This is a genomic window from Parasphingopyxis sp. (genome assembly GCF_028279465.1).
Lineage (GTDB): Bacteria > Pseudomonadota > Alphaproteobacteria > Sphingomonadales > Sphingomonadaceae > Parasphingopyxis.
The window spans coordinates 17,219-42,484 of the sequence record NZ_JANQNS010000005.1; the positions used below are offsets into that span (position 1 = coordinate 17,219).

General features: G+C 59.5%; 21 protein-coding genes. 8 read left to right on the forward strand and 13 right to left on the reverse strand.

The genetic code is table 11. The features are described from left to right. The first annotated feature begins 1 nt into the window (after position 1). From Q0974_RS02615 to Q0974_RS02625, 3 genes are all read left to right on the forward strand, one after another. Entirely contained in the window at positions 2-1,024 is a 1,023-nt protein-coding gene (locus Q0974_RS02615) for an ABC transporter ATP-binding protein (RefSeq protein WP_299322318.1), read from the forward strand. Further along, positions 1,021-2,010, forward strand: a complete 990-nt coding sequence (locus tag Q0974_RS02620; protein WP_299322320.1) for an ATP-binding cassette domain-containing protein — start codon at positions 1,021-1,023, stop codon at positions 2,008-2,010. Before Q0974_RS02615 ends, Q0974_RS02620 begins: the two co-directional genes overlap by 4 nt. A gap of 153 nt (positions 2,011-2,163) precedes the next feature. After that, positions 2,164-2,655, forward strand: coding sequence for a cupin domain-containing protein (locus Q0974_RS02625; protein WP_299322322.1), 492 nt, complete (start codon positions 2,164-2,166; stop codon positions 2,653-2,655). A gap of 69 nt (positions 2,656-2,724) precedes the next feature. Here the strand turns inward: Q0974_RS02625 and pepF are convergent, their stop codons facing one another. The 8 genes from pepF to cysS all read right to left on the reverse strand — a co-directional run bounded on the left by pepF (position 2,725) and on the right by cysS (position 10,308). After that, positions 2,725-4,758, reverse strand: coding sequence for an oligoendopeptidase F (gene pepF / locus Q0974_RS02630; RefSeq protein ID WP_366943571.1), 2,034 nt, complete (start codon positions 4,756-4,758; stop codon positions 2,725-2,727). Between the two features lie 65 nt (positions 4,759-4,823). Continuing rightward, a complete protein-coding gene (locus tag Q0974_RS02635; RefSeq protein WP_299322323.1) occupies positions 4,824-5,924 on the reverse strand; it encodes a C45 family peptidase in 1,101 nt (366 codons plus the stop codon). A gap of 78 nt (positions 5,925-6,002) precedes the next feature. After that, complete coding sequence (locus Q0974_RS02640) at positions 6,003-6,371, reverse strand: VOC family protein (RefSeq protein WP_299322325.1); 369 nt, start codon at positions 6,369-6,371, stop codon at positions 6,003-6,005. A gap of 81 nt (positions 6,372-6,452) precedes the next feature. Next, the gene (locus Q0974_RS02645) at positions 6,453-6,893 is read right to left on the reverse strand and encodes a hypothetical protein (RefSeq protein ID WP_299322327.1); all 441 of its coding nucleotides are present in this window, start codon (positions 6,891-6,893) and stop codon (positions 6,453-6,455) included. 2 nt (positions 6,894-6,895) lie between these two features. After that, positions 6,896-7,381, reverse strand: a complete 486-nt coding sequence (hisI, locus tag Q0974_RS02650) for a phosphoribosyl-AMP cyclohydrolase (RefSeq protein ID WP_299322328.1) — start codon at positions 7,379-7,381, stop codon at positions 6,896-6,898. Beyond that, the gene (locus Q0974_RS02655; protein WP_299322330.1) at positions 7,378-8,637 is read right to left on the reverse strand and encodes a GTP-binding protein; all 1,260 of its coding nucleotides are present in this window, start codon (positions 8,635-8,637) and stop codon (positions 7,378-7,380) included. The genes hisI and Q0974_RS02655 overlap by 4 nt, the downstream gene beginning before the upstream one ends. 61 nt (positions 8,638-8,698) lie before the next feature. Then, complete coding sequence (gene yidD, locus Q0974_RS02660) at positions 8,699-8,932, reverse strand: membrane protein insertion efficiency factor YidD (RefSeq protein WP_299322332.1); 234 nt, start codon at positions 8,930-8,932, stop codon at positions 8,699-8,701. Then, positions 8,929-10,308 (reverse strand): cysteine--tRNA ligase, encoded by a 1,380-nt coding sequence (cysS, locus tag Q0974_RS02665; protein WP_299322333.1) that lies wholly within the window; start codon positions 10,306-10,308, stop codon positions 8,929-8,931. The genes yidD and cysS overlap by 4 nt, the downstream gene beginning before the upstream one ends. A gap of 313 nt (positions 10,309-10,621) precedes the next feature. On the opposite strand from cysS, the gene folE2 reads away from it, so the two are divergent. The 3 genes from folE2 to Q0974_RS02680 all read left to right on the forward strand — a co-directional run bounded on the left by folE2 (position 10,622) and on the right by Q0974_RS02680 (position 13,165). Continuing rightward, positions 10,622-11,518 carry a GTP cyclohydrolase FolE2 gene (gene folE2 / locus Q0974_RS02670; protein ID WP_299322622.1) on the forward strand — a complete coding sequence of 299 codons (897 nt, stop codon included), beginning with the start codon at positions 10,622-10,624 and terminating at the stop codon, positions 11,516-11,518. Between the two features lie 24 nt (positions 11,519-11,542). Further along, positions 11,543-12,868 carry a dihydroorotase gene (locus Q0974_RS02675; RefSeq protein WP_299322336.1) on the forward strand — a complete coding sequence of 442 codons (1,326 nt, stop codon included), beginning with the start codon at positions 11,543-11,545 and terminating at the stop codon, positions 12,866-12,868. Between the two features lie 69 nt (positions 12,869-12,937). Continuing rightward, positions 12,938-13,165, forward strand: coding sequence for a hypothetical protein (locus tag Q0974_RS02680; RefSeq protein WP_299322339.1), 228 nt, complete (start codon positions 12,938-12,940; stop codon positions 13,163-13,165). Positions 13,166-13,207: 42 nt separating this feature from the next. On the opposite strand, the gene Q0974_RS02685 is transcribed toward Q0974_RS02680, so the two are convergent. The 4 genes from Q0974_RS02685 to Q0974_RS02700 form a co-directional block, all read right to left on the reverse strand. Continuing rightward, entirely contained in the window at positions 13,208-13,699 is a 492-nt protein-coding gene (locus Q0974_RS02685) for a DUF6702 family protein (protein ID WP_299322340.1), read from the reverse strand. Further along, the gene (locus Q0974_RS02690) at positions 13,696-16,107 is read right to left on the reverse strand and encodes a M1 family metallopeptidase (protein WP_299322341.1); all 2,412 of its coding nucleotides are present in this window, start codon (positions 16,105-16,107) and stop codon (positions 13,696-13,698) included. Before Q0974_RS02690 ends, Q0974_RS02685 begins: the two co-directional genes overlap by 4 nt. A gap of 76 nt (positions 16,108-16,183) precedes the next feature. Continuing rightward, positions 16,184-17,311, reverse strand: coding sequence for an iron-containing alcohol dehydrogenase (locus Q0974_RS02695; protein WP_299322343.1), 1,128 nt, complete (start codon positions 17,309-17,311; stop codon positions 16,184-16,186). Between the two features lie 177 nt (positions 17,312-17,488). After that, positions 17,489-18,715: a GTP-binding protein gene (locus tag Q0974_RS02700; protein ID WP_299322345.1), complete on the reverse strand. Its 1,227-nt coding sequence runs from the start codon at positions 18,713-18,715 to the stop codon at positions 17,489-17,491. 283 nt (positions 18,716-18,998) lie between these two features. Between Q0974_RS02700 and Q0974_RS02705 the strand changes: the two genes are divergently transcribed. Together Q0974_RS02705 and Q0974_RS02710 are read left to right on the forward strand one after the other, a co-directional pair. Next, positions 18,999-21,152: a M3 family metallopeptidase gene (locus tag Q0974_RS02705; protein WP_299322347.1), complete on the forward strand. Its 2,154-nt coding sequence runs from the start codon at positions 18,999-19,001 to the stop codon at positions 21,150-21,152. A 58-nt stretch (positions 21,153-21,210) separates the two neighbouring features. Next, on the forward strand, positions 21,211-23,145 hold the full coding sequence (locus Q0974_RS02710) for a prolyl oligopeptidase family serine peptidase (RefSeq protein WP_299322350.1): 1,935 nt from the start codon (positions 21,211-21,213) through the stop codon (positions 23,143-23,145). 43 nt (positions 23,146-23,188) lie between these two features. On the opposite strand, the gene Q0974_RS02715 is transcribed toward Q0974_RS02710, so the two are convergent. Continuing rightward, a complete protein-coding gene (locus Q0974_RS02715; protein WP_299322352.1) occupies positions 23,189-25,261 on the reverse strand; it encodes a TonB-dependent siderophore receptor in 2,073 nt (690 codons plus the stop codon). Positions 25,262-25,266: the final 5 nt, after the last annotated feature.

A 25,266-nucleotide genomic window follows, 5' to 3' on the forward strand; every position in this document is an offset into this window, starting at 1 on the left:
TATGCCGCTCCTGGACGTTCGCAACCTCACCACCTCCTTTCACCTGCGCAGCGGTGTCGTGCGCGCGGCACAGAATATCAGCCTGCAACTCGATCGCGGCGAGACGCTGGGCATTGTTGGTGAATCCGGTAGCGGCAAGTCGGTCACCTGCTATTCGATCATGCGGCTTATTCCGCAGCCGCCCGGCCGGATAGAGAGCGGCGAAGTGCTGTTCGACGGGCAAGATTTGCTCCAAGTGAGCGAAGCACAGATGCGCGACATAAGGGGCACGAAGATCTCGATGATCTTCCAGGACCCAATGACCTCGCTCAATCCGTATTTGCGTATCTCGACGCAGATGATCGAGGCGATCCGCGTTCACGAAAAGATGGATGAGAAACAGGCATTATCCAAGGCCATCACCGCTTTGGAAGAAGTTGGGATTCCGGACGCCGCATCGCGCGTGCGCAGCTATCCGCACGAATTTTCCGGCGGCATGCGTCAGCGCGTGATGATCGCGATAGCGCTCATCAACGATCCGGATCTGCTGATTGCCGACGAGCCGACCACGGCGCTCGACGTGACCGTCCAAGCGCAGGTGCTAGACATCATCAAGGAGCGCCAGCAACGTTTGGGCACGGCCGTAATTCTCGTCACGCACGATCTCGGCGTGGTCGCGGGGACCTGCGACAAGGTGCAGGTGATGTATGCCGGCCAGGTGGTCGAAAGCGGTGCGGTCGACCAGATATTCTACGAACCGCAGCACGCCTATACGCAGAGTTTGCAGAAAGCCATTCCTTCGCTCGGCGAAAAGAATGAGGCGCTCTACACAATCACGGGCACCCCGCCGGACCTCGCCAAGCCAATCAGCGGGTGCGCTTTCTATCCGCGCTGTCCCTACCCCAAGATCAAAGGCGAGGAAGGCGATCCGCCACAACTCGTCGAGCGCGCCGACGGGCATTGCGTGCGTGAATGCGGCCATTGCGATCGCAGCAAGCCGATCGAGTCCGTGCTTGCGCAGGAAGTGACGGAGGCTGCCGAATGAGCGATTCAGACACAGCTCTACGCGAAGACTTCCTCGTGCTCGAAAATGTCGAGCAGCATTTCGATCTCGGCCGCGCGCTCCTCACGCGGGAAAGCAAGGGCGTGGTCAAGGCGGTCGATGGCATTTCGCTGACCATCCGCGAGGGCGAGATACTCGGCATTGTCGGGGAGTCCGGCTGCGGCAAAACGACACTCAGCCGCACGATCATGCAGCTGATCCGGCCGACCTCCGGGCGCATCTTCCTCGAAGGCAAGGAATTGAGCGCGCTGAGCGATGCCGATATCCGCGCAGAGCGGATCAACTTCCAGATGATCTTTCAGGACCCCTATGCGTCGCTCAATCCCCGACTGACCGTATTCACGACCATCAGCGAAGCTATCCGCACGCGCCATCCGGACGTGAGGGGCGAGGCACTGCGCGGCAGGGTGATCGAACTGTTGCGTACGGTCGGGCTCAATCCGGCCCAGATGAACCGCTATCCGCACGAATTTTCGGGCGGTCAGCGTCAACGTGTCGCCATTGCTCGGGCACTCGCGCCCGAGCCGAAGCTGGTGATCGCAGACGAGCCCGTTTCGGCGCTCGACGTGTCGATCCAGTCGCAGATACTCAACCTATTGAAGCGGTTGAGCCGCGAAATGGGCCTGACGATGATCTTCGTCAGCCATGATCTGTCCGTCGTGCGCTATATCGCGGACCGGATCGCGGTCATGTATCGCGGGCGGATTATCGAGCTTGGCCGGGCCGAAACGATCGTCGATGATCCGCGCCACATCTACACAAAGGCGCTGATGAGCGCGATTCCGCAACCCGACCCGCGCGCGGAGCGAACCCGCGAACGGATACTACTCGAAGATGAGCCGCCCGGCGCCGATAAATCGCCGGGCAAAGATGTTGAGGATGACCTTGAAGAGGTTACGCCCGGCCACCTGGTATCAACCCGCCCATTCGAACGCAGGGTTAAAGAGGCCGAAGCGCCGGCGCAGTAGGAAAGCGGCCGCGGGTGCATAGTGGTCGTCATACAGCGGCCGTCATTCCGTCCCAGGCTCCCTTTTCACTTTAGCGATAGTCACGGGCAGGATAGACTGCTTCGCTCGGTGATACGACGCTGCGCCCGTGCACAAACGCGAGGTAAAATTACCATGCCCGAACAAACGGACCCGCCTTCCTACCATCCAGTATCTTCAGGAGAAATCGAGCTCGAGACTTACGAGAAGGGAAGTCGATTTGCGATTCACTTTAAACATCTGACCTCCGCGATCGCGGGAGACGATTACAATGTGGGCGTTGCACTTGAAGAACTGCCCGCTGGCAAACAGTCAAACCAGTTTCACTTCCACATGCTGGAAGAGGAGCACATCTTTGTGCTCGAAGGGTCATGCACCTTACGATTGGGAGACAAACGAATCCCGATGCACGCTGGCGACTATGTAATGTTCCCAGCCGGTCGGACGGTCGGTCATTGCCTGATCAACGAAACCGACGCGGTTTGTCGGTATCTTGTGATCGGCGAACAAAATCCAAATGAGGTCAGCGTATATCCCGACTCAAACAAGGTTCAGGTGCGCTGGCTCGACGAACGCTATGACCGCCGAATGCAGCTCGACTATTGGGACGGAGAAGTAACGGACTAGCTATCTGCTTTTGGCGAGACGGAACTGTTCTCATCGCCTGGCAGTCCGATTACACCAATCGCCCGCCCCCTAGTCACCGCGCGCGTCGAGAATAGCCTCGATCTCGTCCATCACGCTGTCCATGCGATCGATCACCGCATTATACGGCGCTGCCGTGGTCATATCGAGCCCGGCGTCCCGCAAGATTTCCAGCGGATAATCGGAGCCGCCGGCCCGCAGGAAATTGAGATAGGTCTCGCGGGCTTCATCGCCGCCCGTGTTCAGCTGCTCAACGAAATAGGCCGCGCCGGCGATCGAGGTGGCGTATTGGTAGACATAGAAGTTGAAGTAGAAATGGGGGATATAGGCCCATTCGATCATCTCTCTTTCGGTGATCTCCATGACGCCTTCATCGTGGCCGTGGTAGCGCCTCAAGATTTCGCCGTAGATTTCCGTCATCCGCGCGCCCGTCAGCGCTTCGCCGCGTTCGACCGCCTCATGGATCGCGAGCTCGAACTCGGAGAACATCACCTGACGATAGAAGGTGCCACGCATCTGCTCGAGCGCATAGCCGAGATAGTAGAGCCGTTCGTCTTCGGTCTCGGCCTGTTCCAGCATATGTTCTTGCAGCAAAATCTCCTGCGCGATGGCCGCAATCTCGGTCGTGAAGATCGAGAAGTCGGCGAGCTCATAGGGCTGATTTTCGTTGGTCAACACCTGATGCATGCCATGGCCCCACTCATGGGCGTAGGTCGATGCGCTGTTATAATCGTCGAGATGGTTGAGCAGGATCAACGGATGCACGTCATAGGCCGCACCTGACATATAGGCGCCCGAGCGTTTGCCGGCCTGCGGAAAGACATGCATCCAGCGCTCTTGTGACACTTCGGCAAATTGCTGCGAAAATTCAGGACCGAGAACGTCCATCGAAGCGAGCACATGATCGCGCGTCTCGTCGATAGGGAAGGTCAGGTCGGTCTCGACCATAGCCGGATAAATGTCGTGATAACCGAGATCCTCGATCTCCAGCATGCGCGCGCGCAAGGCAAAGTAACGATGCAGAACATCGATACGGTCATTCGTCACCTGAACGAGGGTGCGATACACCGCCTCCGGAATATTGTCGCCCGAGAGGAAATATTGCAGCGTATTGTCATAGTTGCGCGCTGTGGCCGTCGCGACATTCGCCTGAACTTCTCCATTCAGCGTTGCGCCGAGGGTGCTCTCATATTCTCTCCACGTCCCCCAAAACGCGTCGAACACGGCGATCCGGTCTTCGCGGTTCGCGGCCTGACGATGCAGCGTATACCCTGAGGGAGTGAGATGCGCTTCTTCCCCGGTGCTCAAGGTGATGCGCGGCCAGTCGATTTCCGCATTGGCCAGCAGGTCGCGCGCATTCTGCGACGCTGACAGTGCCGTGCTCATCAAAGTCATGACCTGTTCGGTTTCCGGAGAAAGCGTGTGCTCGCCTTGTCGAAGCGTATTACGAAGACCGTGCGCGTGTTTCTGCAAGCCATCTTCTTCGGCGATGAAGCTTTCAATCCGTTCTTCGCCGATCGCGACAATCTCGGGCAGCATGAAGCTTTGTTCGGCCCCCGCCGCCTGCCAGAGCGCCTGAAGCCGGCCAACCATCTCCTGACCGGCCGGGTCGCCAAGATTGGTATTCCGCTGGTTGGACGCATAGGTCCAAAGTCGCGTCATCTCTCGATTGAAAGCAGAGCTTGCATCCAGGGCGGCCAGCAAGGTTGCGGCATCGTTCTCAAGTCGGCCTTGATAGGCATCGAGCGTGTCGACTTCACCGCGGAGCCGTTCGAGTTCTGCTTCCCAGGCTTCTTTGGTCGGATAGAATGCCGTCAGATCCCAAACATGGCGTTCGTCTACGGCATCAGCTGCTTCCGCAGCATCAGCATCCTGAGCATGGCCCTGGGCGGGCATGGCAAGGATAGCCAAGCCCAGAACACTCGCAAAAGCGAGCCGCGTTTTTGATCTCTCCGAAAACCGCTTCATAGTCGCTGCTCCCTTGGTAGCCGAGCGTAGATTGTTGATTGCAAGACGTTGCGAAGAGGACGGCGCAACGGCCGCACCATGCATTCCCGGATCGCTCCGATAATTGCGCGTGACCATAGACTCGGATTAGACTAGCGCAAGATCGTTATGTCGATGCCCAACGGCCGTTAGTCGAGATCAAGCTAGAGTGCCGTCGCGGGCTGTTTCTCGAATTCGAGCCTTTCCCATACCCCTTTATCTGCCTGTCCCCGGCACGCCCAGAATTCGAGATCGGCGGGGTTGCAGACAACAACCGCGTTCGTGGTCGCTCCCGAATCGTCCTCGGCAAAGCGATTGATGCTGAGGCGGCCATCGGAGCGGTCGGCAAACAGCTTTTTCATTGTCTCAGGCGTGTGATCGCCCGATTGATCCAGCAATCTCTCCATCCGCGAAAACCGCTGATGCGTGCTGGGCGATAGATCGGTCTCCAGCGCGATATTCTCTTCGAACAGACAATGATTGGTCCGGGCCAGCGGACCGTCGCCTGTTGTCCTGGAGCGGGCCGAACTTGGGGATCGTTCCCACTCGATCGCCTGCGTCGCGTCGCCCGCCCAGTAGGAGTGGCTGCCGGCCACCGGCGTGCGCTCGAAAATCGCGCTGGCCGCTTCGAGTGTTGTTTGTCCAAGCGCCAAATGCAGGACGGAGAGATAGGGGATACCGATCTTCGCGCCCTTGGTTTTGAGATTGGTGGTGCCGACCGTCACGCCATGCGTGTTCATCCCCATCAGCGTCTGACATCCGGCGCACGTGACCGTCCACGTCTCGGGGCCCTCATCCGGGATGCGGTGAAGCGCAATCACATATTCGACGTCTGGCCCATTGAGATCCCAGGTCTGACCCTGGAGAGCCTGACCATCACGCGTGATTTCCGGCGGGAGCAACGCAGCGGTACAGCCTTCATCCTCTACAACCGGGGGGTCTTCGGGGAGGAGGATGATATCGCGAACATCGGTCATATTCGTTGTGGTGAACAAACGTATGGGATCGATATCGGCGCCTTCGGCAATGCCGAGATGCTCGACATGACCAGCCGGGTCGAATGTACGGACTTGGTCAAGACACCCAGCCCCGGCTTCGAACAGCTCTGCCGTTCCCTCAAAACCGCGCTCCTTGAAATATGCCTCAACTGCAGCCTCGCGGTCGGCAACAAAGGCGTGGATCATGGCGCGACACTGGCTCCCATATTGGCGGCCCATCTCCTGCGGCGTGCCAGAGACCGTGAATTTCGGAAGATCAAAATGCATGCTAAACTCTCTTCACGGTCAGGGTATGCCATGCTGCCCCGACGGTTACAATTCGCAAGGTAGAGATGGCCTCACACCTCATTTCGGCGCGAAGACGCAAAGCTTGTTCCCGTCCGGGTCCCGAACATAGGCGACGTAGTGCGTCCCTTCGCGGATGCCAGGTTCGCCCGCGTCGGCACCGCCATGCTCCAGTGCCGCCTTGTAGAAGGCATCCACGGACGCGTGGTCTGATGTCTCGAAGGCGAGCATCGTTCCGTTGCCATTTGTAGCGGCCTGACGATCATAGGGTGAAGTCAGGCACAGCTTCGCCCGTTCGCCGTCACGACCATAGCGGGTCCATGTGGGATCGGTCTCTTCGCGTACCCCGCCTATCGCCTTGAAAACGGCATCGTAGAACAGGATTGACCGGTCCATATCATTGGTGCCGAGCGTAGCATAAGCGATCACATGCTAATCCTCTGCCAAAGCTTCTTCGTGTTAACGCGCAGTCGAACCGTTCAGAGCGCCCCTCGGTTCCACCGCATATACTCAGCGGCGAGCCTCAAATTCACCATGAACTTCGAGGATCGTTCTACAGGGCTTGAAGCCGGACGCTTCCGCGAGTTGGACGAGTCGATCGACAAGATCGGGCGCTGGCGCTGAACCAACCAGATGCCCCGACCCGTCGATCAAGCAGATGTCACCCGCTTCCTGCTTGATTACGAAGGCCGAAAGCGATTCGATGCGGCTGACCCTGTCTTGTTCGATCAATCGAGCGAGCGTGCGATAGACTTGCGCGGGGAAGAGTTTTTTTCCGGTTTTGGCCGAACGTGCCGCGATATCATAGGCGCTCATGGGAGCGTTCGCCCGAGCAAGAACATCAAGAATGATCAGTTCAATTTCTTCGCGTGAGCGGCGCAGGCCAGAATCGCAAGGATGGCGCAGCGACGAGCTTCCGGAGCCTCGCACCGTACGATTGGCCGCCGGCATAACTACAGCCGCGTCGGGTTGGGCAGCCCTGCATAGACTGCATCGGCGTCGAACGCGCGCTCGGGTTCGATGTGTATCAGCTTGACGGGAGCGTCGGCACCAACCGATTTCAGATCGATTTCGCGATAGAAACAGGATTTGTAACCGACATGGCAGCTTCCCGGACCCTCGATACGCACAAACAGAATGAGGGCATCCTGATCGTCATCGATCAGTATCCGTTCGACGGCCTGAGTGAAGCCGCTATGCTCGCCTTTTCGCCACAACGTTTCGCGGCTGCGCGACCAGAAATGCGCCTCGCGGGTAAGCAGCGTCTGCTCCAGCGCCTCAGCGTTCATATATCCGAGCATTAGCACCGACTGATCCGCAGCGTTGATCACAATGACCGGCGAGAGGCCCTCGGCATCGAAGCGCGGGGCCAGCTCGTCGCCAAGCTCGACCTGCTCGACGCTGGTGCGATCCGCAAACGGTACGCTCGATCTGGTCACGCTTTGCTCCATTCAGATGGTGGTGTGGTGAGTTTGGCATCCAAACTGCTCGAACCGAGCGGCAAGAGTTCTGGATTTGCACCTGTCAGGCCCGAACCTTCCGGCCCATAGACTTCAAAGCGCGAAATAGGCTGCGTCAACACGACGAGCGTCTCGCGCAACACCCGTTCGTCGATGTCGCGTGTGATGAAAACGATGCGGCTGCGATGATCGTCACTGGGCCAGGCATCGAGCATGACCGGTGGATGAAAGATGTTCTGCACACCATGGATCACCATGGGTCTGTCGAACCCCGCAAGATTCAGGATGCCCTTCACCCGCAGAATATCGTGGCTCGCAAACATCATCAGAATATCGAGCCAGCGCTCCAGAGCTTCCGCTTCCAGCGGCTCGTCAAACGTCAGGCACAGCGAGCGGATATGATCGTCGTGACGGTTGACGTCATGATGATGGTCGTGTGCGTCACCATGATCGTGCTCGTCACACTGTTCATCTTCGCCATGATGATGGTCGTGCGCGTCATGCGTGTGATCATGGTCATGATGGTGATGATGCGGCGCCTCATAGGCTTCGGCGCTCAGCCAGGCTTGGACGGTCTCGCTCTTCGTGGCGGGGTCGTAGAGTCCCGCGCCAAATAATTGCTGCGTTTCGACCTCGCCGTTGATCACCGTAATGAGCGGCGCAGCCGGATTGATCGTCCGAAGCCTGTCCTTGAGCTGCGCTGCCTCGCTTTCGCTTACGAGATCGGTCTTGGTCAGCAGCAAGCGATCGGCGACTGCGGCCTGGCGCACCGATTCCTCTTGCCGGTCGAGCGTATCCATGCCCGTTGCGGCGTCCACGGTGGTGATGACACTGTCCAATTGGTAGAGCGGTGCGATCTCCTCATCGGTCATCAGCGCGTGGAGAATCGGCATCGGATCGGCGAGACCGGTGGTCTCGATCACGATGCGATCGAACCAACAGTCGCCATTGCGGGCATACCGCCATGGCGCGTCGCGTAGCGTGCGGACAAGATCGCCACGGATGGTGCAGCACAAGCAACCACTGGACATCTCAACAACCGTATCATTGTCACCAAAGGCCACGAGGTCATGGTCGATGCCGATCGAGCCGAATTCATTGATGATGAGCAGCGCCTTGCTCATCTCGGGAGACTGCACGAGATGGTTGAGCAATGTGGTCTTGCCGCTGCCGAGAAAACCGGTCAGCAGCGAAATGGGGATCGGAGCCTGAGCGCCGGTGCGGATAGCACTCATTGCATAAACTCCTGGCGCAGTTTGTCGCAGGCGTAGAGTCGCAGTGACAACGGTTCGTTCATCAATCGATCTTTCTCGAACGGATCGGCGGGACAGGATCGTACCCATGGCCGCCCCAAGGGTTGCAGCGCAATATGCGCCATACTGACAAGGCGCTGCCGCGCAGCAGTCCGTGGCGCGCGAGCGCTTCTACGGCATAGGCTGAGCAGCTCGGCTGGAAGCGGCATGTCGGCGGGGTGAGCGGGGAGAGCCAACGCTGGTATCCGCGGATGAACGCAATCAGTATCCGCGTCATGCCATCCGCCTCCAGGCCGTACCGTCGGGTGTATCGTCCAAAAGAACGCCCATTCCCGTCAGCATGTCCCGCAAGCGGTCAGCCTCCGCAAAGTCACGCGCAGCGCGCGCGGCTTCCCGATCGGCCACGAGCCGCTCGATCGTCGCATCCATGGCGTCATTGTCATTCGCGCCCGTAAACCAGTGTTCGGGATCGGCCTCGATCAGTCCGAGCATGGCGCCCGCCTCCATCATCGCCGCTTTGATCGCAGCGCGTTCTGCTGGGTCCGACGCCTTGTGCGCGGCCTTCGCAAGGCCGAACAGCTCGGCGAGCGCTGTCGGGGTGTTCAAGTCGTCGTCGAGCGCCGCGTGGAAGGGTTCGAGTCGATCCCCTGCCTCGGTCGGCGCAACGTCGCTAAGGTCTCGCATCGCGCCGTAGAGCCTGTCGAGCCCGCGCCGGGCATCGCCCAGGCTGCGTTCGGAGAGGTCGAGCGGCCGACGATAATGGGCCGACAGCAGCGCCAACCGGATCGCCTCGCCCGGCACATCTTCCAGCAGCTCGCGCACCAGACGCACATTGCCGAGCGACTTGGACATCTTGGCGCCGTCAATCGTCACAAAACCGTTATGGACCCAGTAGCGGCAATAGAGTTCGCCATCATGCGCGCAGGTGCCCTGGGCTATCTCATTTTCGTGATGCGGGAAGATCAGATCCTGCCCGCCGCCATGGATATCGATCGAGTTCCCGAGATGATTCTCGATCATCGCCGAGCATTCGATATGCCAGCCCGGTCGACCGCGCCCCCAGGGGCTATCCCATCCCGGCTGATCGCCGGATGAGGGTTTCCAGAGCACGAAATCTGCGGGATCGCGCTTGAACGGGGCCACCTCGACGCGCGCACCGGCCCGCATCTCGTCGAGGCTGCGACCGGACAAGCGGCCATAGTCTGGGAAGCTCGCGACCTCGAACAACACGTGACCTTCAACCACATAGGCGTGGCCATTCTCGATGAGCGCGCTGATCATGCCGATGATATCGGGTACATGATCGGTGACGCGCGGCTCGACATCGGGCGTCAGCACCCCGAGTGCCGCCATGTCCTCATGATAAGCGTCGATATATTTGGAGGTGACAGTGCCGATCGGTATTCCGGCTTCCTCGGCGGCGGTGTTAATCTTGTCATCGATATCGGTGAAATTGCGTGCGTATGTCACACGCGGGAAGCGCCGCTTCAGGACGCGGTAAAGAACATCGAAAACGACGGCGGGCCGGGCGTTGCCGACATGGGCATAATCGTAAACCGTTGGCCCGCACACATATAGCGTAACGTGCGCCGGATCGGTGGGCACAAAGACTTCGCGTTGTCCGCTGAGCGTGTTGGTGAGTGTAAGGGGCACGGCTTTCTGCTTCTTGACCTTCCAGATTTTAGATTGGTTGCGAACTTCACAAGATATAATATAACATATTCAATAACAAGAGGTCGAAAGGACGATGTAGCGTAAGATTTTCGCCGATCATATATGAGCTGGAGTGATGACGAAGCGATTTGGCGAACACAATATCGTTTGCCGCCAATCCACTTTCGCTCGGCATCTGGAAACTGTTTGATCGAATAACCAAATCACGATGAATTCATGATCCGCTAAATCAGCGGGCTTCCTTCCCAAGGCACTGACTCAACACGGAGCAGCGCCGCAACCGGATATGAACATGCTTGCAAATCTTCCCGATATTTCCCGTTCCGACACCGTCCCCGCGCAAAGCCCGTTGGCCTGGGTGGGCATGGAGGGCATCGATCTGCCCATACTCGTTACCGAACCCGGCTATCGCCGTGATGTGCATGCCCGTATCGACGCACTGGTCGATCTGCCGTCGCCCGAAGTGAAAGGCATTCACATGTCGAGGCTGTATCGCTTGGTCGATACGCTGGCAGATGGCGATCCGTTGACACCGGAAGGGCTGAGAGTGCTGCTGGACCAAATGGTCGAGAGCCATGAAGACTGCGGCAGCGGCAATGCGCGCCTGCGGATCGGCTTCGACCTGCTTGTGAGTCGCTCGGCGCTGGTAACCGAGGGCCTTTCGGGCTGGAAGTCCTATCCGGTGAAAATTGAAGCCTCGCTGGTCAACGGGACCTTTGCCTGCCAAGCGGAAGTACGCGTTGAATATTCCTCAACCTGCCCCTGCTCGGCTGCATTGTCGCGACAGCTAATTGAGCAGAATTTTCTCGATACATTCGGTAAGGAAGGAACGGTTGCCCCGAGCGAGGTTGCCGCTTGGCTTGAAAAAAATGCTTCGATGGCGACTCCGCACAGCCAGCGCAGCGAGGCACATGTCACGGTCGAGATCGACTCCGCAGCGACCGGCTTTGGGCTGCTGGTGCTAATCGACGAGATTGAGGCAGCGGTAGGGACGCCGGTGCAAACGGCAGTCAAGCGCGCCGACGAGCAGGCCTTCGCCGCGCTCAACGGGCAGAATCTGATGTTCGTCGAGGACGCAGCACGGAGGATTGAGGATATGTTGGGCGACTATCGCGGCGCGAAGGTTTACGTCCGGCATGTTGAGAGCCTCCACCCACATGACGCCGTAGCATGGGCATCCCCGAGCTAAGGCAAGTGCGCAACAAAGGACGTTATGGCCGGATCAAACCCTGAACTCGTTCTCGCTGGCGGCACGGTCCACACGCCGGCCGGTTCGGACGTCGCCGACGTCGCGGTGCGCGACGGGAAGATCATCGGGATCGGGAGCTACCGTGAAGCAGCCCGGCGCATCGACTGCACGGGGCTCGATGTGCTGCCCGGCGTCATCGATTCCCAGGTCCATTTCCGCGAACCAGGGCTCGAGCATAAGGAAGACCTCGAAAGCGGCAGCAAAGCGGCCGTTCTGGGCGGCATCACGGCGGTGTTCGAGATGCCGAACACGTCGCCCAATACAGATTCTGCTGACAGAGTTGCGGACAAGCTCAAGCGCGCGCACCATCGCATGTTCTGCGACCACGCATTCTATGTCGGTGCCACCGGCGCCAATGCCGAAGAGCTGGCCGAGCTTGAACGAATCCCGGGCACAGCCGGGGTCAAGGTCTTTATGGGCGCCTCGACCGGCGATCTACTCGTCGCCGAGGACGAACCGCTTGCGCGGGTCTTGGCGAGCGGATCGCGTCGCGTTGCGATCCACGCCGAGGATGAGGCCCGGATGCAGGCCCGCCTCGACCGGCGGGTCGAAGGCGATCCGGCGAGCCATCCGGTCTGGCGTGACGATGAAAGCGCGATGCTGGCGACGAAGCGCATCATCAGCCTCGCGCGCGGCGCGCGAAGGCCGATCCACATTCTCCATATCAGCACCCCTGCCGAATTCGAGTACATCGCCCAGCATCGCGACATTGCGACCTGCGAGGTCACCCCGCAGCACCTGACGCTCGCCGGCGAGGAGGCGTATCCGAGCCTCGGCACCTTCGCGCAGATGAACCCACCGATCCGCAGCAAAGCGCATCGCGAGGGCCTATGGCACTGGCTGCGCCAGGGCGTGCCTGATGTAATCGGCTCGGACCATGCGCCACACACGCGCGAAGAAAAGGCGAAAACCTATCCCGATACGCCCAGCGGCATGCCCGGTGTGCAGACCCTGTTACCGCTGATGCTCGATCATGTTGCCAATGGGCGGCTTACCCTCGAACGGCTGATCGAGATGACCAGCACCTCTGTGCAGCGCGTGTTCGGCCTTGTCAGCAAGGGCCGGATCGCCCCAGGCTACGATGCCGATTTCACCGTGGTTGACTGCGCGGGCAGCTTCACGATCACGGAAGACTGGCTGGCCAGCCGCTGCGGCTGGTCGCCCTTCACGGGCATGGAGCTGCAAGGCCGCGTGATCGGCACGATCATACGCGGTCATATCGGCATGTGGGAAGCCGAACTCGCTGAAACAGCGCAAGGCGAGCCCCTGCGGTTTGCATCCGCCTTGTAGTTTTCGTTCGGCCTGATCTTGCTAAGGTCGATCCGCTGATAATATTTGAATGATGTAGAGAGGTACCCGATGAACCAGTCACCCGTTCTGAACACCTATGACGATTGGAAGCATTGCATAACGGTATCCTGCGGCATTCCGCTTACGATGGAGTATGTGGAAGCGCGTATGGCGGCACTGGCCGATAAGAGCGCCTATGGAACCATGCGGTTCGTCGAGGTATGGGGCGAGCGCCATCTCGAACAGGTCAAGGAATGGTTCGCACAAGCGCACCGTGAGCTTTCGGACCAGACGTAACGGATAAGCCACTCTCAAAGCTTGAGGCCACTGGCCGTACGGTCAGGGAAACTGCGCCTGCTTCAATCCATCATTGGCACCGAAGATCACTGTTCGCACGTTCGTTCCGCGCGTAAAATTGACGCGATTCTCCTGACGCGGCCAGACGTCTGTCAGGATTTGCGAATTGACCATGATAGTCGCATCAGGGGCCGGTACCGGCGCGTCCTGATAGACCCAAAGAGTGCCGCCTTCGATCTCCGACCCAATGAACGTCAATGATATCGGCTCGCCATCGATCACCAGTTCAAAGCGATTGGCCACATATTCGGCGAAAGCCTGTCGGCTCTCGGCGCTGCCAATAATATCCGCAGAGTTGCGGCCTTGAAGACGGAGGGCATGCTCCGCATCATGCGCCGGGATCTGGTGCATGATCTCCAGTCGATCGACACGCTCGTTGATCGCGATCGTCGTGATGGCCAGCTTTTGCTGATGCGCAGACGCTGGCTGCGCGACCAGACACAGCATCAGTATGGCGATGGCGTAGCGGATCATTCCTGCGCTTCATGCATCAGATCGCGCTGAACGCGCGATTCGCCATCGGGCGATCTGAATGCCTCGATCCGACTCGGAACAATCCGGCGTGGGTAGTGATTATTCTCGACATCGGCATCCGCCGTTTCCCAATCGGGATCGACGACGACCTGCTCGAGCTCCCGGCCACGCGGAAAGACGAGAAGCTTGCTGACTTCCCGCGAGTTACGCCGCCAGATTTCAGCCGGGATCATCATCCGCTCTGTGCTGCCATTGGTAAAAGTCAAATCGAGAATGATTGGCATGACGAGACCGCCAAGGTTGGAGAAGTTGAGCACATAATAATTGGCATCCTCCTCAACCGCCCGGTCGAAGGCCGCGCGTTCCCACGGCTCGAGCGCCTCAAGAAATTCGTTGAATTCGCGACGGTCCCTCGGAGTAACGGTGAATTGGTCGTTATCGTCATAGAAATCTGTCACGCCGGGATTTTCGAGGACCCAGATCGGCAGATTCTGTTCCCGGTTCAGCCTGTTGCCGACGCGTTCGGGTTCATCGGCATGTTCCTGACGTCGGCGTGGAAGGTCAATGTCCGGATTCTCGGTGTCGATGCGCAGCCGGTAAATGGAGTCGAGCGAAATATCGACATGGTCGGTCGTGTAAAACCAACCACGCCAGAACCAGTCGAGATCGGTGCCGGACGCTTCCTCGATAGTCCGGAAGAAATCCGCCGGTGTCGGCCGCCTGAAACGCCAGCGTCGTGCATATTCGCGCAGCGCGAAATCGAAGCGCTCGCGGCCGATGATCGTGTCGCGCAGAATGTGATAGGCGGCGGAAGGCTTGCCATAGGCGTTCGGCCCAAGGTTACGTACTGAATCCGATTGCGTCATGATCGGTACCTGCTGGTCGGACGTCATATAAGGGATCAGGTCGCGCGGCAGGCTGCGGGTCCAGGGCATGTCCGGATCCCATTCATAACCCGCAACCGAGTCCAGGAACGAGTTGATCCCCTCGTCCATCCAGGTCCATTGGCGTTCGTCCGAATTCACCGTCATCGGGAAGTAAATATGTCCGATCTCATGGATCACGACACCGATGAGAAAGACCTTTTCCGACAGCGAGTAAGTGCGACTGCCATCGTCGTTCAGCGTGGTCCGCGGACCGTTAAAGGTGATCATCGGATACTCCATCCCGCCCACGGGTCCGTTGACGGATTGCGCAGTCGGATAGGGATAATCGAACGAAAAACGCGAATAGACCTCCATCGTGTGGACGACGGCGGCGGTCGAATATCGCCGCCAGAGTTCGCCACCCTCTTTCGGCCAGAAGGACATCGCCATCACGATTTCATTCTCTGCGCCCGGTTGGCGATGGCCCTGCGCATCCCACATGAACTTCCGGCTCGACGCCCATGCGAAATCGCGGACATTCTGCGCCGAAAAGCGCCATGTCCTGGTACCCGACGGACCGCTGCGCTCATTCGCTTCGGCTTCCGCCGGCGTAACGATGAACATCGGCTCGTCGGCCGTGCGCGCCTGTTCGAGACGCTGACGCTGCTGAGCGGTCAACACTTCTTCGGGATTCTGGAGCACGCCGGTCGACGCCACTATGTGATCATCGGGCACGGTCATCGATACGTCGTAGTCGCCGAACTCTAGCGTGAACTCGCCGCGGCCGAGAAACTCCTTATTGTGCCAACCTTCATAGTCCGAATAGGCGACCATGCGCGGAAACCATTGCGCGAGAAGAAAAATATCATTGCCGCTGGACCGAGGATCGTCGGGAAAATGCTCATAACCGGACCGCGCGCCTACTGCATTTTCCTCAACAATGTTAAAGGCCCACTCAATCCCGAAATCGACGCTCTGACCGGGCGCAAGCGGCACCGGCAGATCGACACGCATCAGCGTACCTACGATCGTATGGGCGAGCGGCGAACCGTCAGCGTTGGTCACGGCGGTAATGTCATATCCATATTCATTGTCGGCCATCGACTGTTGCCGCCTGAGCTCGCCCAGCGAAAGCCGGGCGGGCTGATCGCCGCTAGCCGCGCTGACGGCTGGACCGCGCCGCCCCGGCCCGCCGAAGTCATTGGCCAGCTCGGCTATCGAATCGCTGCGAAACCTGTTCTGATCCAATTGCAACCAGAGCCATGGTAGCGTGTCGGGTGAATTGTTGGTGTAGCGGATCGTTGCGCGCGCCGTGAGTCGGCGATTGTCCTCGTCAAGCTGCGCGTCGATGCGATAGTCGGCCTGTTGCTGCCAATATTGATGGCCGGGAGCGCCAGACGCGTTACGATAGACATTGGGATCGGGCAGCACCTCATCGAGCTGGCGGAACCTGTCCTCGAAATCCCCGCGTGTCTGCTGAATGCCTTGCGCAGTTACCGGCGTGGCGACCAAGATCGCTGCAACAAACCAAAGAAACCTCAATTGTCCCCTCCCAATAAACTTCGCCCTGTAGTTCGACTGCGTTTGTACAGGCCTTAAGCTGGCCCAGTTCAGCGGATTAGAGCGACTCCCTGATCATGGCTTCGAAATCCTCGGTGGACGCGCGGCGCGGATTGGACAATGCTGACAGATCCTGTTCGGCATAGGTGATGAGACCGGGGATGTCGTCATCCTCAATACCCATCGCGCGCAATCCGGGCGGAAGGCCGATCGCCGCGTTCATTTTCGTCACAGCCTCGGCAATGTCGGCACCCGGCTCGAGCCCCATCGCCTGGCGCAAGCGCACATATTTCTCTTCGCATTCCGGGGCATTGAACCGAAGAACGGCGGGCAGGAACACCGCGTTCAGCGTGCCATGATGCAGGTTCAGACGCCGGATACGGCCCGCTGCATGACTCATCGCGTGAACCGCACCCAGACCTTTAATGAAAGACAGCGCGCCTTCGGTCGAACACATCATCATTTGCCAGCGCGCCTCGCGATCCTGGCCGTCTTTAACGGCGGCGGGCAAGTGCTGCCATCCGCGCCACAGGCCATCGAGCGCGACACCTTCGGCGGGGGGATTCACTGTCGGCGTGAGAAACGCTTCGATACAATGGGTGATCGCGTCCATGCCCGTTGCAGCGGTCATGCCGGCTGGTAGCCCCATGGTCAGTTCCGGATCGCAGATCGCCGCTTTGGGGATGAATAGCGGGCTCGCGAATGTCATCTTGCGGCCATCTTCCAGGATGATGACAAAGCCGACAGAGACTTCGCTGCCGGTTCCTGCCGTTGTCGGGACAGCGATGACAGGCGCCACCGCCTTGATCAGCTTCGCCCCGCCAGTCAGCGGATCATATTGCGCAAGAGGGCCGCCGCTTTCAGCGAGAAGCGCGACAGCCTTACCCAGGTCCATCGAGGAACCGCCGCCCAGCGCGATCACGCCGTCGCAGCCATCCGCGGTATACTGCTCGAGCGCCGCTTTGACCGCTTCCTCGGTTGGATTGCCAGGCGTTCCGTCGAACAGGGAAAACGCCGTCCCGCTATCGAGCACGCTCGTAACCGTTTCGACGAGTCCGGCAGCGACCAGCCCCGCATCTGTCGCGATGAAGGGTTTCGTAATACCGGCCTTGCCAAGCTCTTCGGGAAGCTGAGCGAGCGCTCCGAAATCAAAATGGGTCGTCGTAAGATAGGTGAGTGTGGCCATATCGCGGGGGAATCCTCTCTATTCAGCGTCCCCGCTTCTGCGCTTGCTGTAGCTCGTTTGCAATATTCGTTCGCTGGGACGGCCAATTGTGGCAGACTGGGTCGTACACCGTCCCATCGATGCTTACACTATCGCGTATCGCTTATGCGCGATCGTAACGAAGCTTAGGGACCTATCCTATACTGGTTCGGGCGCAGGTTCCGCTTCGCCCCAGGCCGGAAAGGGATCGTCGAGGGCCGCCCATTCTTCCGGGTTGAATTCCGAAACCGGTAGCAAGCATGCATCGAGCGCGGATTCAATCTTCCCCTGATCCATGCCGATACCGATAAAGACGAGTTCCTGTCGGCGATCACCCCAGACATTATTCCAATGCTTCATCACGAATTCCTCGAACGTGCCATCGTCGGGCCAGCGATTCTTGGGAACGGCCGCCCACCAGCGCCCCATCCGGCTGACGCTTTTCTGCCGGCCGGCAATCGCCAGCTCCGCCAGGAAATCCGGCCGGGTGGCGAGCCAGAAATGGCCTTTCGCACGGATCACCTTGTCGAGATTCTCGCTCACAAGGAATTCGTAGAACTTCGCGGGGTCGAAGGGCTGGCGCGCGCGATAGACGAAGCTTTCGACGCCATATTCCTCGGTCTCCGGGCGGTGGCTCGCATAATCGTACAGCTCTTTGAGCCAGAGCGGGTGCTGTTCGGCCTGCTCTTCGTCGAAAAGGCCCGTATCGAGCACATGATCGAGATCGACCTTGCCATAATCGGCCTCGATGATACGCGCATCGCCGTTGAGCGAGGCGACGACCTTTTTGACCATCGCGAGTTGCTCCTTGCTGACCTCGCTCGCCTTGTTGACGATCACCACATCGGCAAATTCGATCTGTTCCACCAGCAATCCGACAAGGCTGCGGTCATCGCCTTCGCCGGCCGTCTCCCCGCGTGCGGATAGGAGATCGCTGCTCGAATAATCGGCCAGAAGGTTCATCGCATCGACGACCGTTACCATCGTGTCGAGCTGCGACACATCCCCGAGGGATTCGCCATATTCGTCCCGGAAGGAGAATGTCGCGGCGACGGGCAGTGGCTCTGAAATACCCGTGCTTTCGATGACGAGATAATCGAACCGTCCATCCTCGGCGAGCGCGCGCACTTCCTTGAGGAGATCGTCGCGCAAGGTGCAGCAAATGCAGCCATTGGTCATTTCGACCAGCGTTTCCTCGGAACGCGACAAGGATGCTTCGCCGTCGCGCACGAGATCGGCGTCGATATTCACCTCCGACATGTCATTGACGATGACGGCGACGCGCTTGCCCTCGCGGTTGGTCAGAATGTGATTGAGAAGGGTGGTCTTGCCGGCACCCAGAAAACCGGAAAGAACAGTGACAGGTAGACGGTTGGCAACGGGCATTGCGGCTCGGTCCTCGCTCGATGAATGATATATTATCTCAATAATGTGCCTTGGTAAGTCGAACAAGGGCTTGACGGCACGCAGCTCGCAATATGCGCAAAGTGCGAGAGCACGGCTTCGCCCGCATGGCCGATGTTGGATATTGAGCGCGACGAATTTTTTCGATAGACCGGTGATACTTTATTACACGCAAACAATTGAAGCCCAGCGGCCTGTTCGAACAGGCTGAGCACCCCACTCTAGCGCTGGTTTCCACATCTGATACCTTTGGAGAGAACCTACTATGAAAGCGATCTGGATTTACAGCAGTGCTGCAACGCTGGCCCTGGGGGCAGCAGGCGTAACTGCTCCGGCCCATGCAACGGAAGCGCAGTCTGAAACGTCCGACCAATCGGCTGCTGAAACGGCTGCCAATCCGCTGCTTAGCGAGAGCCCCTTGCCGTTCGGCGCCCCGCAGTTCGATAGCCTGACGCCGCAACATTATGCCGAGGCGATGGAGCGCGGCATGACTGAAAACATGGCCGAGGTGCAGCGCATTGCAAATGCCGAAACCGCCCCGACGTTCGACAATACCATTGCCGCGATGGAGGGTACGGGGAATCTGCTGACCCAAGCCAGCCTGCTTTTCTTCAATATGGCGTCAGCCAATACCAACGACGACATCCAAGAGATCCAGCGCGAGTTCGCCCCGCGCCTTGCCGCGCACAACAACGCCATCAGCCTGGACCCAGCCCTCTTTGAACGCGTTCGCACGATCTACGACCAGCGCGATACGCTCGACCTCGATGCCGAACAGCTGCGCCTGGTGGAGCGCTATTACACGAGTTTCACACGCCAGGGCGCATTGCTCGAAGGTGAAGCGCGAGAACGCTTCGCCGAGATTAACGAGCGGCTCGCGACGCTGTCGACACTGTTCTCGCAGAACATGATCAACGATACCGGGCAATGGACGCTGCTGCTCGACAGCGAGGATGACCTTGCCGGCCTTCCGGATACGCTGCGCGCCGCTGCTGCCCGTGCGGCGGCTGATGCCGGGCATGAGGGGCAATGGATGATCACCCTTCAGCGCTCCTCGGTCGAACCGTTTCTCCAATTTTCGGAGCGGCGGGACCTGCGCAGACAGGCATTCGAGGCCTGGGCCGCACGCGGCGACAATGACGATGCTGAAGATAACAATGCGATCATCGCCGAAACATTGCGCCTTCGCACGGAGCGCTCGCGCTTGCTCGGCTATGACAGTTTCGCTGAATTCCAGCTTGCCGACCGCATGGCGCGGACCCCGCAAGCCGCGCGCGATCTGATCGAGCGGGTGTGGACCCCCGCCCTCGCCCGCGCAGAGGAAGAACGGGACGCGATTAACTCGATCCGGGCGGCAGAGGGCGCAGACGACGCACTCGCACCATGGGATTGGCGCTACTATGCCGAAAGGGTCAGGCAGGAGCGCTTCAACCTTTCGCAGGCAGAGCTCCGGCCCTATTTCGAACTCGATAATATGATTGCGGCGCAATTCTACGTCGCCGAACAGTTGTTCGGGTTGCAATTCGAAGAGCGCGACGACTTGCCGGTGTATCACCCCACCGTGCGCGTCTGGGAAGTGAAGGACAGCGCCGGCGAGCATATCGGCCTGTTCTATGGCGACTATATTGCGCGACCCAACAAGCGTTCGGGCGCGTGGATGAGCAGCTATCGACAGCAGGACAATCTTGATGGCGAGACCACGCCGATCATCGTCAACGTCTTGAGTGTGTCCGGCGGCGAGCCGACCCTGCTCTCCTACAATGACGCGGAGACACTGTTCCACGAATTTGGCCATGCCCTTCACGGGCTTCTTTCGAATGTGCGGTACCCGACCCTTTCGGGCACATCCGTCGCGACCGATTTTGTCGAGTTCCCGGCGCAAATCTACGAGCATTGGCTGCTGACGCCCGAAGTTTTGTCGCGCTTTGCCCGCCATCATGAAACAGACGAGCCAATGCCGCAGGAACTGGTCGATCGCCTGATGGCATCACGCACTTTCAATCAGGGTTTCGCAACCGTCGAGTTCCTGGCTTCGGCCTTCGTCGATCTCGATTTCCACGATCTCACCAGCGTGCCCGAAGATTTCGATGTCGGCGCTTTCGAAGAACAGACGCTCGCACGGATCGGGATGCCGGACGAAATGGTCATGCGTCACCGTCCCCCGCATTTCGGGCATATCTTCGCCGGCGGCTATTCAGCAGGGTATTACGCATATTTGTGGTCCGAAATCCTCGATGCCGACGGGTTCGATGCGTTTACCGAAACCGGCAATGTGTTCGATCCGGCCACGGCCGAGCGGCTGTATCGCTTTGTCTATTCGGGCGGCAACACGCGCGATTGGACCGAAGCCTATGTCGGTTTCCGCGGCCGCGAACCGTCGGTCGAGCCGCTTTTGCGCAATCGCGGTTTTGGAGACTAGGCGAAAATAGCAACATTCGACTGACAGCTCTACCACTGGTCGAACCGAGGAACCGGATATGAAGAAAGTTCTCACCGCCATTCTCTTGGTCTCCAGCGCGACTGCATTCGCGCAGGACGATGGTGGCGAAGCCGTTGCTCCGCGGCCGGCAGCTGTCGTTGCCGACGGCATTCCCGCCATCCCGCAACAGCTGGTCAATGAAACGCAGCCCTATTTCGAATATCGCACCGCGGCCTTTTCGGAGTGGGACCCGCAGACCCGGGCAATGTATGTCGCCACACGCTTTGGCGATACCGCCCAATTGCATCGTGTCGCTGCCCCCGGCGCGGCGCGTACGCAGCTCACCTTTGAAGCCGAACCCGTACGCGGCGTGTCGGTGTCTCCGGGCGCCGGCGATGTCAGTCTCATATCGAAGGATATCGGCGGAAACGAATTCTTTCAGATTTTCCAGCTCGAAGATGGCAGGCTGACGATGTTGACCGATGGCACGAGCCGCAACAGCCTGGGCGCGTGGATGCCAGATGGTTCGATGGTGGCGTTCAGCTCGACCCGGCGTAACGGGCGCGACACCGATCTCTATCTCATGGATCCGCGCGATCCCTCTACCACGCGCATGCTTGCTGAGCGCGAGGGCGGCGGTTGGTTCGTCGTAGATTTTACACCCGATGGCAGCACGGCGCTGGTGGTCAATTATATCTCCGTCACGAATATGGAACTCTACCATATCGATGTGGCATCGGGTGAGGTCACGCAGCTGACCCCCGAAGGCGCTTCGGTCGCGTTCAGCGGGCTCCAATATGCGCCGGACGGCCGCCTTTGGGTGGCAAGCGACGAACGTTCAGAATTCAAACGCCTCGGCACGTTCGATACGGCCAGTGGCGTGTTCGAGCCGGTTATCGAAGAACCCTGGGATATCGTCGATTTCGACATTTCGGACGATGGCCAAACCATCGCCTATGAAGTCAATGCGGCCGGCCGCTCTGAGCTCAAGCTCTATGATATCACGACCGGCAATATCCGCGAAGTCGCGCTGCCGCCCGGCACGCTCGGCGGGCTCGAGATTGCGCCTTGGGGTGATGTGGGTATGACTTTGGTCTCGAACCAGGGCGCGGCCGATGCCTATAGCGTCGATCCCGAAACACTGGCTCTTACCCGTTGGACCAATAGCGAGATGGGCGGCCTTGATGCACAAGCGAATGTGTTGCCCGAACTCATCGAGATTGAAAGCTTCGACGGGGAGCCAATGTCGGGCTTTCTCTATGCGCCCGATCCCGCGCGCCATCCGGGCCCGCGCCCATTGCTGGTCAACATCCATGGCGGGCCGGAAAGCCAGGCAACAGCGCGCTTTCTTGGCCGCAATAACTATCTGATCAACGAGCTGGGTATCGCGATCTTCTACCCGAACGTGCGGGGATCGACGGGCTATGGCAAACGCTTTGTCAGCCTCGATAATGGCCCGTTCCGGCGCGAGGATTCAGTGCGCGATATCGGTGCATTTCTCGATCGGCTAGAAGATGATCCGCGCATCGATGCGAACCGCATCGGCGTCACCGGCGGCTCCTATGGCGGCTATATGTGCTATGCCAGCGCCATTCGCTATGGCGAGCGCCTGCGCGGTGCGAACTGCATCGTCGCAATCTCCGATTTCGTCACGTTCCTCGAAAACACACAAGACTATCGCCGCGATTTGCGCCGCGTCGAATATGGCGACGAGCGCGACCCCGAACAGCGCGCCCAATTGAGAGCGATCAGCCCGCTGACCCGCGCTGACGAGATTCGCATCCCGCTGATGGTAGCGACTGGCGCCAACGACCCCCGCGTTCCTGCATCCGAGGCCGATCAGATCATCGAAGCGGTGCGCGCCAATGGCGGCGAAGCCTGGCACTTCCTCGCCCAGAATGAAGGCCACGGGTTCGCCAGGAAAGAGAATGCCGACTATTTCTATTGGGCAACGATCCTGTTCTGGCGGAGACATTTGCTGGGCGGCGATTGAGGCGTAACATTGCGCTGCTAACCTGTAATGGGCCGTAAATACCTTAAAATGTATCCGAGACAGTAAGCGTCAGGAAAGTGCGGCGGCTGCGCTCGACGACCTCGCGCCCGGTCAGCATACCGGATCGGTCCGGGGCGAAGAAGCGGCGTTCGAACGGAAAGCCGCGGCCGCCCACATTTGTCGCTTCAAGCCGTGTTGTGACGCCGAGAAATCGTGTCGTTTCGACAAAGATCGACAGGAACGTGTCGCGTGCGCTGAAGATTTCCTCGTCGGCGAAAAATTCCTCGATGTCGGTGCGGGGCGCGAAATCGAAACCCCAGGAGAAACGCAGCCGTTCGATATCGTGGCGGAAGGAGATATCGATATCCGGATTCTCGAAATCGGTGACGGCTCGCACCTGTCCCGTGATCGGATCGGTGAACTCGGCTTCGGCAAGATTGATCGTGCCTTCGAGCAGGGCGCCGGGCAGGATGGCGGTGAGCGGCAGGGCGAAAGTCGTCTCGATGCCGCGGACTTCGGCCGATCCCGCATTGCCGACGCCAAAGGCGCCCGATGGTAGCAGGATTTGCTCGAGCACATCCTCGCGCCATTCCTGATAGGCTTCGACGCTCAGTGCGAAGCCCGATGGCAGGCGCCAGTCGAAAGAGGCGCTGAGCCGGGTCGTCTGATCGGGGCCGAGCGCCGGATTACCGGCCAGTTCGCGATCCTCATCGGAATCGGCCGATGCGGCAAAATCGGCGAAATCGAGCTGCCCGACGGTGCGGCGGACCGCGAGCCGCAGCTGCAGCCTGTCCGACGCGCGATAGTTGATCGCGAGATTGGGTTTCAGGAAGGTGAAGCTCTGCTGGTTCTCGGCGTCGCCGGAGACGCTGATCTCGGAAAATTCGACGGCCAGCCCGCCCTCGATCGTCCAGGCCGGAGCGGGCACCCAGGTGAGATTGGCGAAGGCTTCGCCGCGCAGCTCCTCGACCAGCACATCGGCCGCCGGCAATATGACGGGCACCCCGGCATTGGCGATCGAAAGCGCGCTATCGAGCCGGTTATAGGCGACTTCGAAACCGGTCTCGGGCCGCAGCGACGCATTCCCGCCCCGGCCTATCGTCACGCGGCCAAGCAGTTCGATCGGGAGCCGATCGAGCGCGAAGGTCGAATCGACCGGATCAGCGCCGATCGGGTCCTCGACGGTTGAGAGGTTGGACTGGCTGGCATCCTGGATCGATCCGAGGCCGATAAGCTTGAGCGACCAGCCGCTCCCAACCGGCCGCGTCCATTCCGCACTGAACTCGCCTTCGAAAAATTCGCTGTCGAAATTGATCCGGCGCAGATCGATGGGCGTATCGGGGCTGGTGCGGGGCAGCGCCACGCCGGTGCGCACCGTATTGCGTTCGAAACTGCTATAACCGAAGCGCGTATTGAGCGTCAGTTCGCCACCGCCCAGCGGCCGCGAGGCCTCAATCGATACGAAAATCTCGCCGAGCGAACTGGGCGCCGTCTCGTTCTGAAAACTCACAAGTTCATCGTCGGCGTCGATATTTCGGCGGGTAAATGTCTTCCAGGGGAAGCGTTCCCAATAGCCGTTGATCCGGGTGGTCGTTTCCCAACGCCCGAGCGGCCGGGAGAGCGCGAGTTCCGCGCGTGGATAGAATAGCCCGTCCGGCGCGCGTTCGATCTCGACCGACCAACTCCCCGAGCGCGCGCCTTCCAGCAGCACGACATTGGCGACGATGCCTTGTCCTGCCGTCTCGCCGGCCGGGCCGCCACCCCGGATCAGCTCGATACGTTCGACCGATCCTGCAGGGATGCGTTCAAGCACTTCTTCGAGCCCCGTTTTGGTCGACGCGCGCTGCCCATCGATCAGCACATTGCCCGCGCCGGCGCCGAAGCCGCGCAGATCGTCATCGCCCGTATCGAGCGTGAAACCCGGAACGCGTTCGAGAATATCGAGCGCGGTTTGCGGGTTGAAGCGATCGAAAAAGGCGCGCTCGAACTGGGTGCTGGAATCCGTCTCAGCGGCGGATTGCGCCTGAGCGGTATAGGTTGGCGCGGCGCAGCACAGCGCAGTCGCGAAGAACGACGTTGCGCAATGGATGAAGATTCGTTCGCCTGAAGGTCGCATTCCGC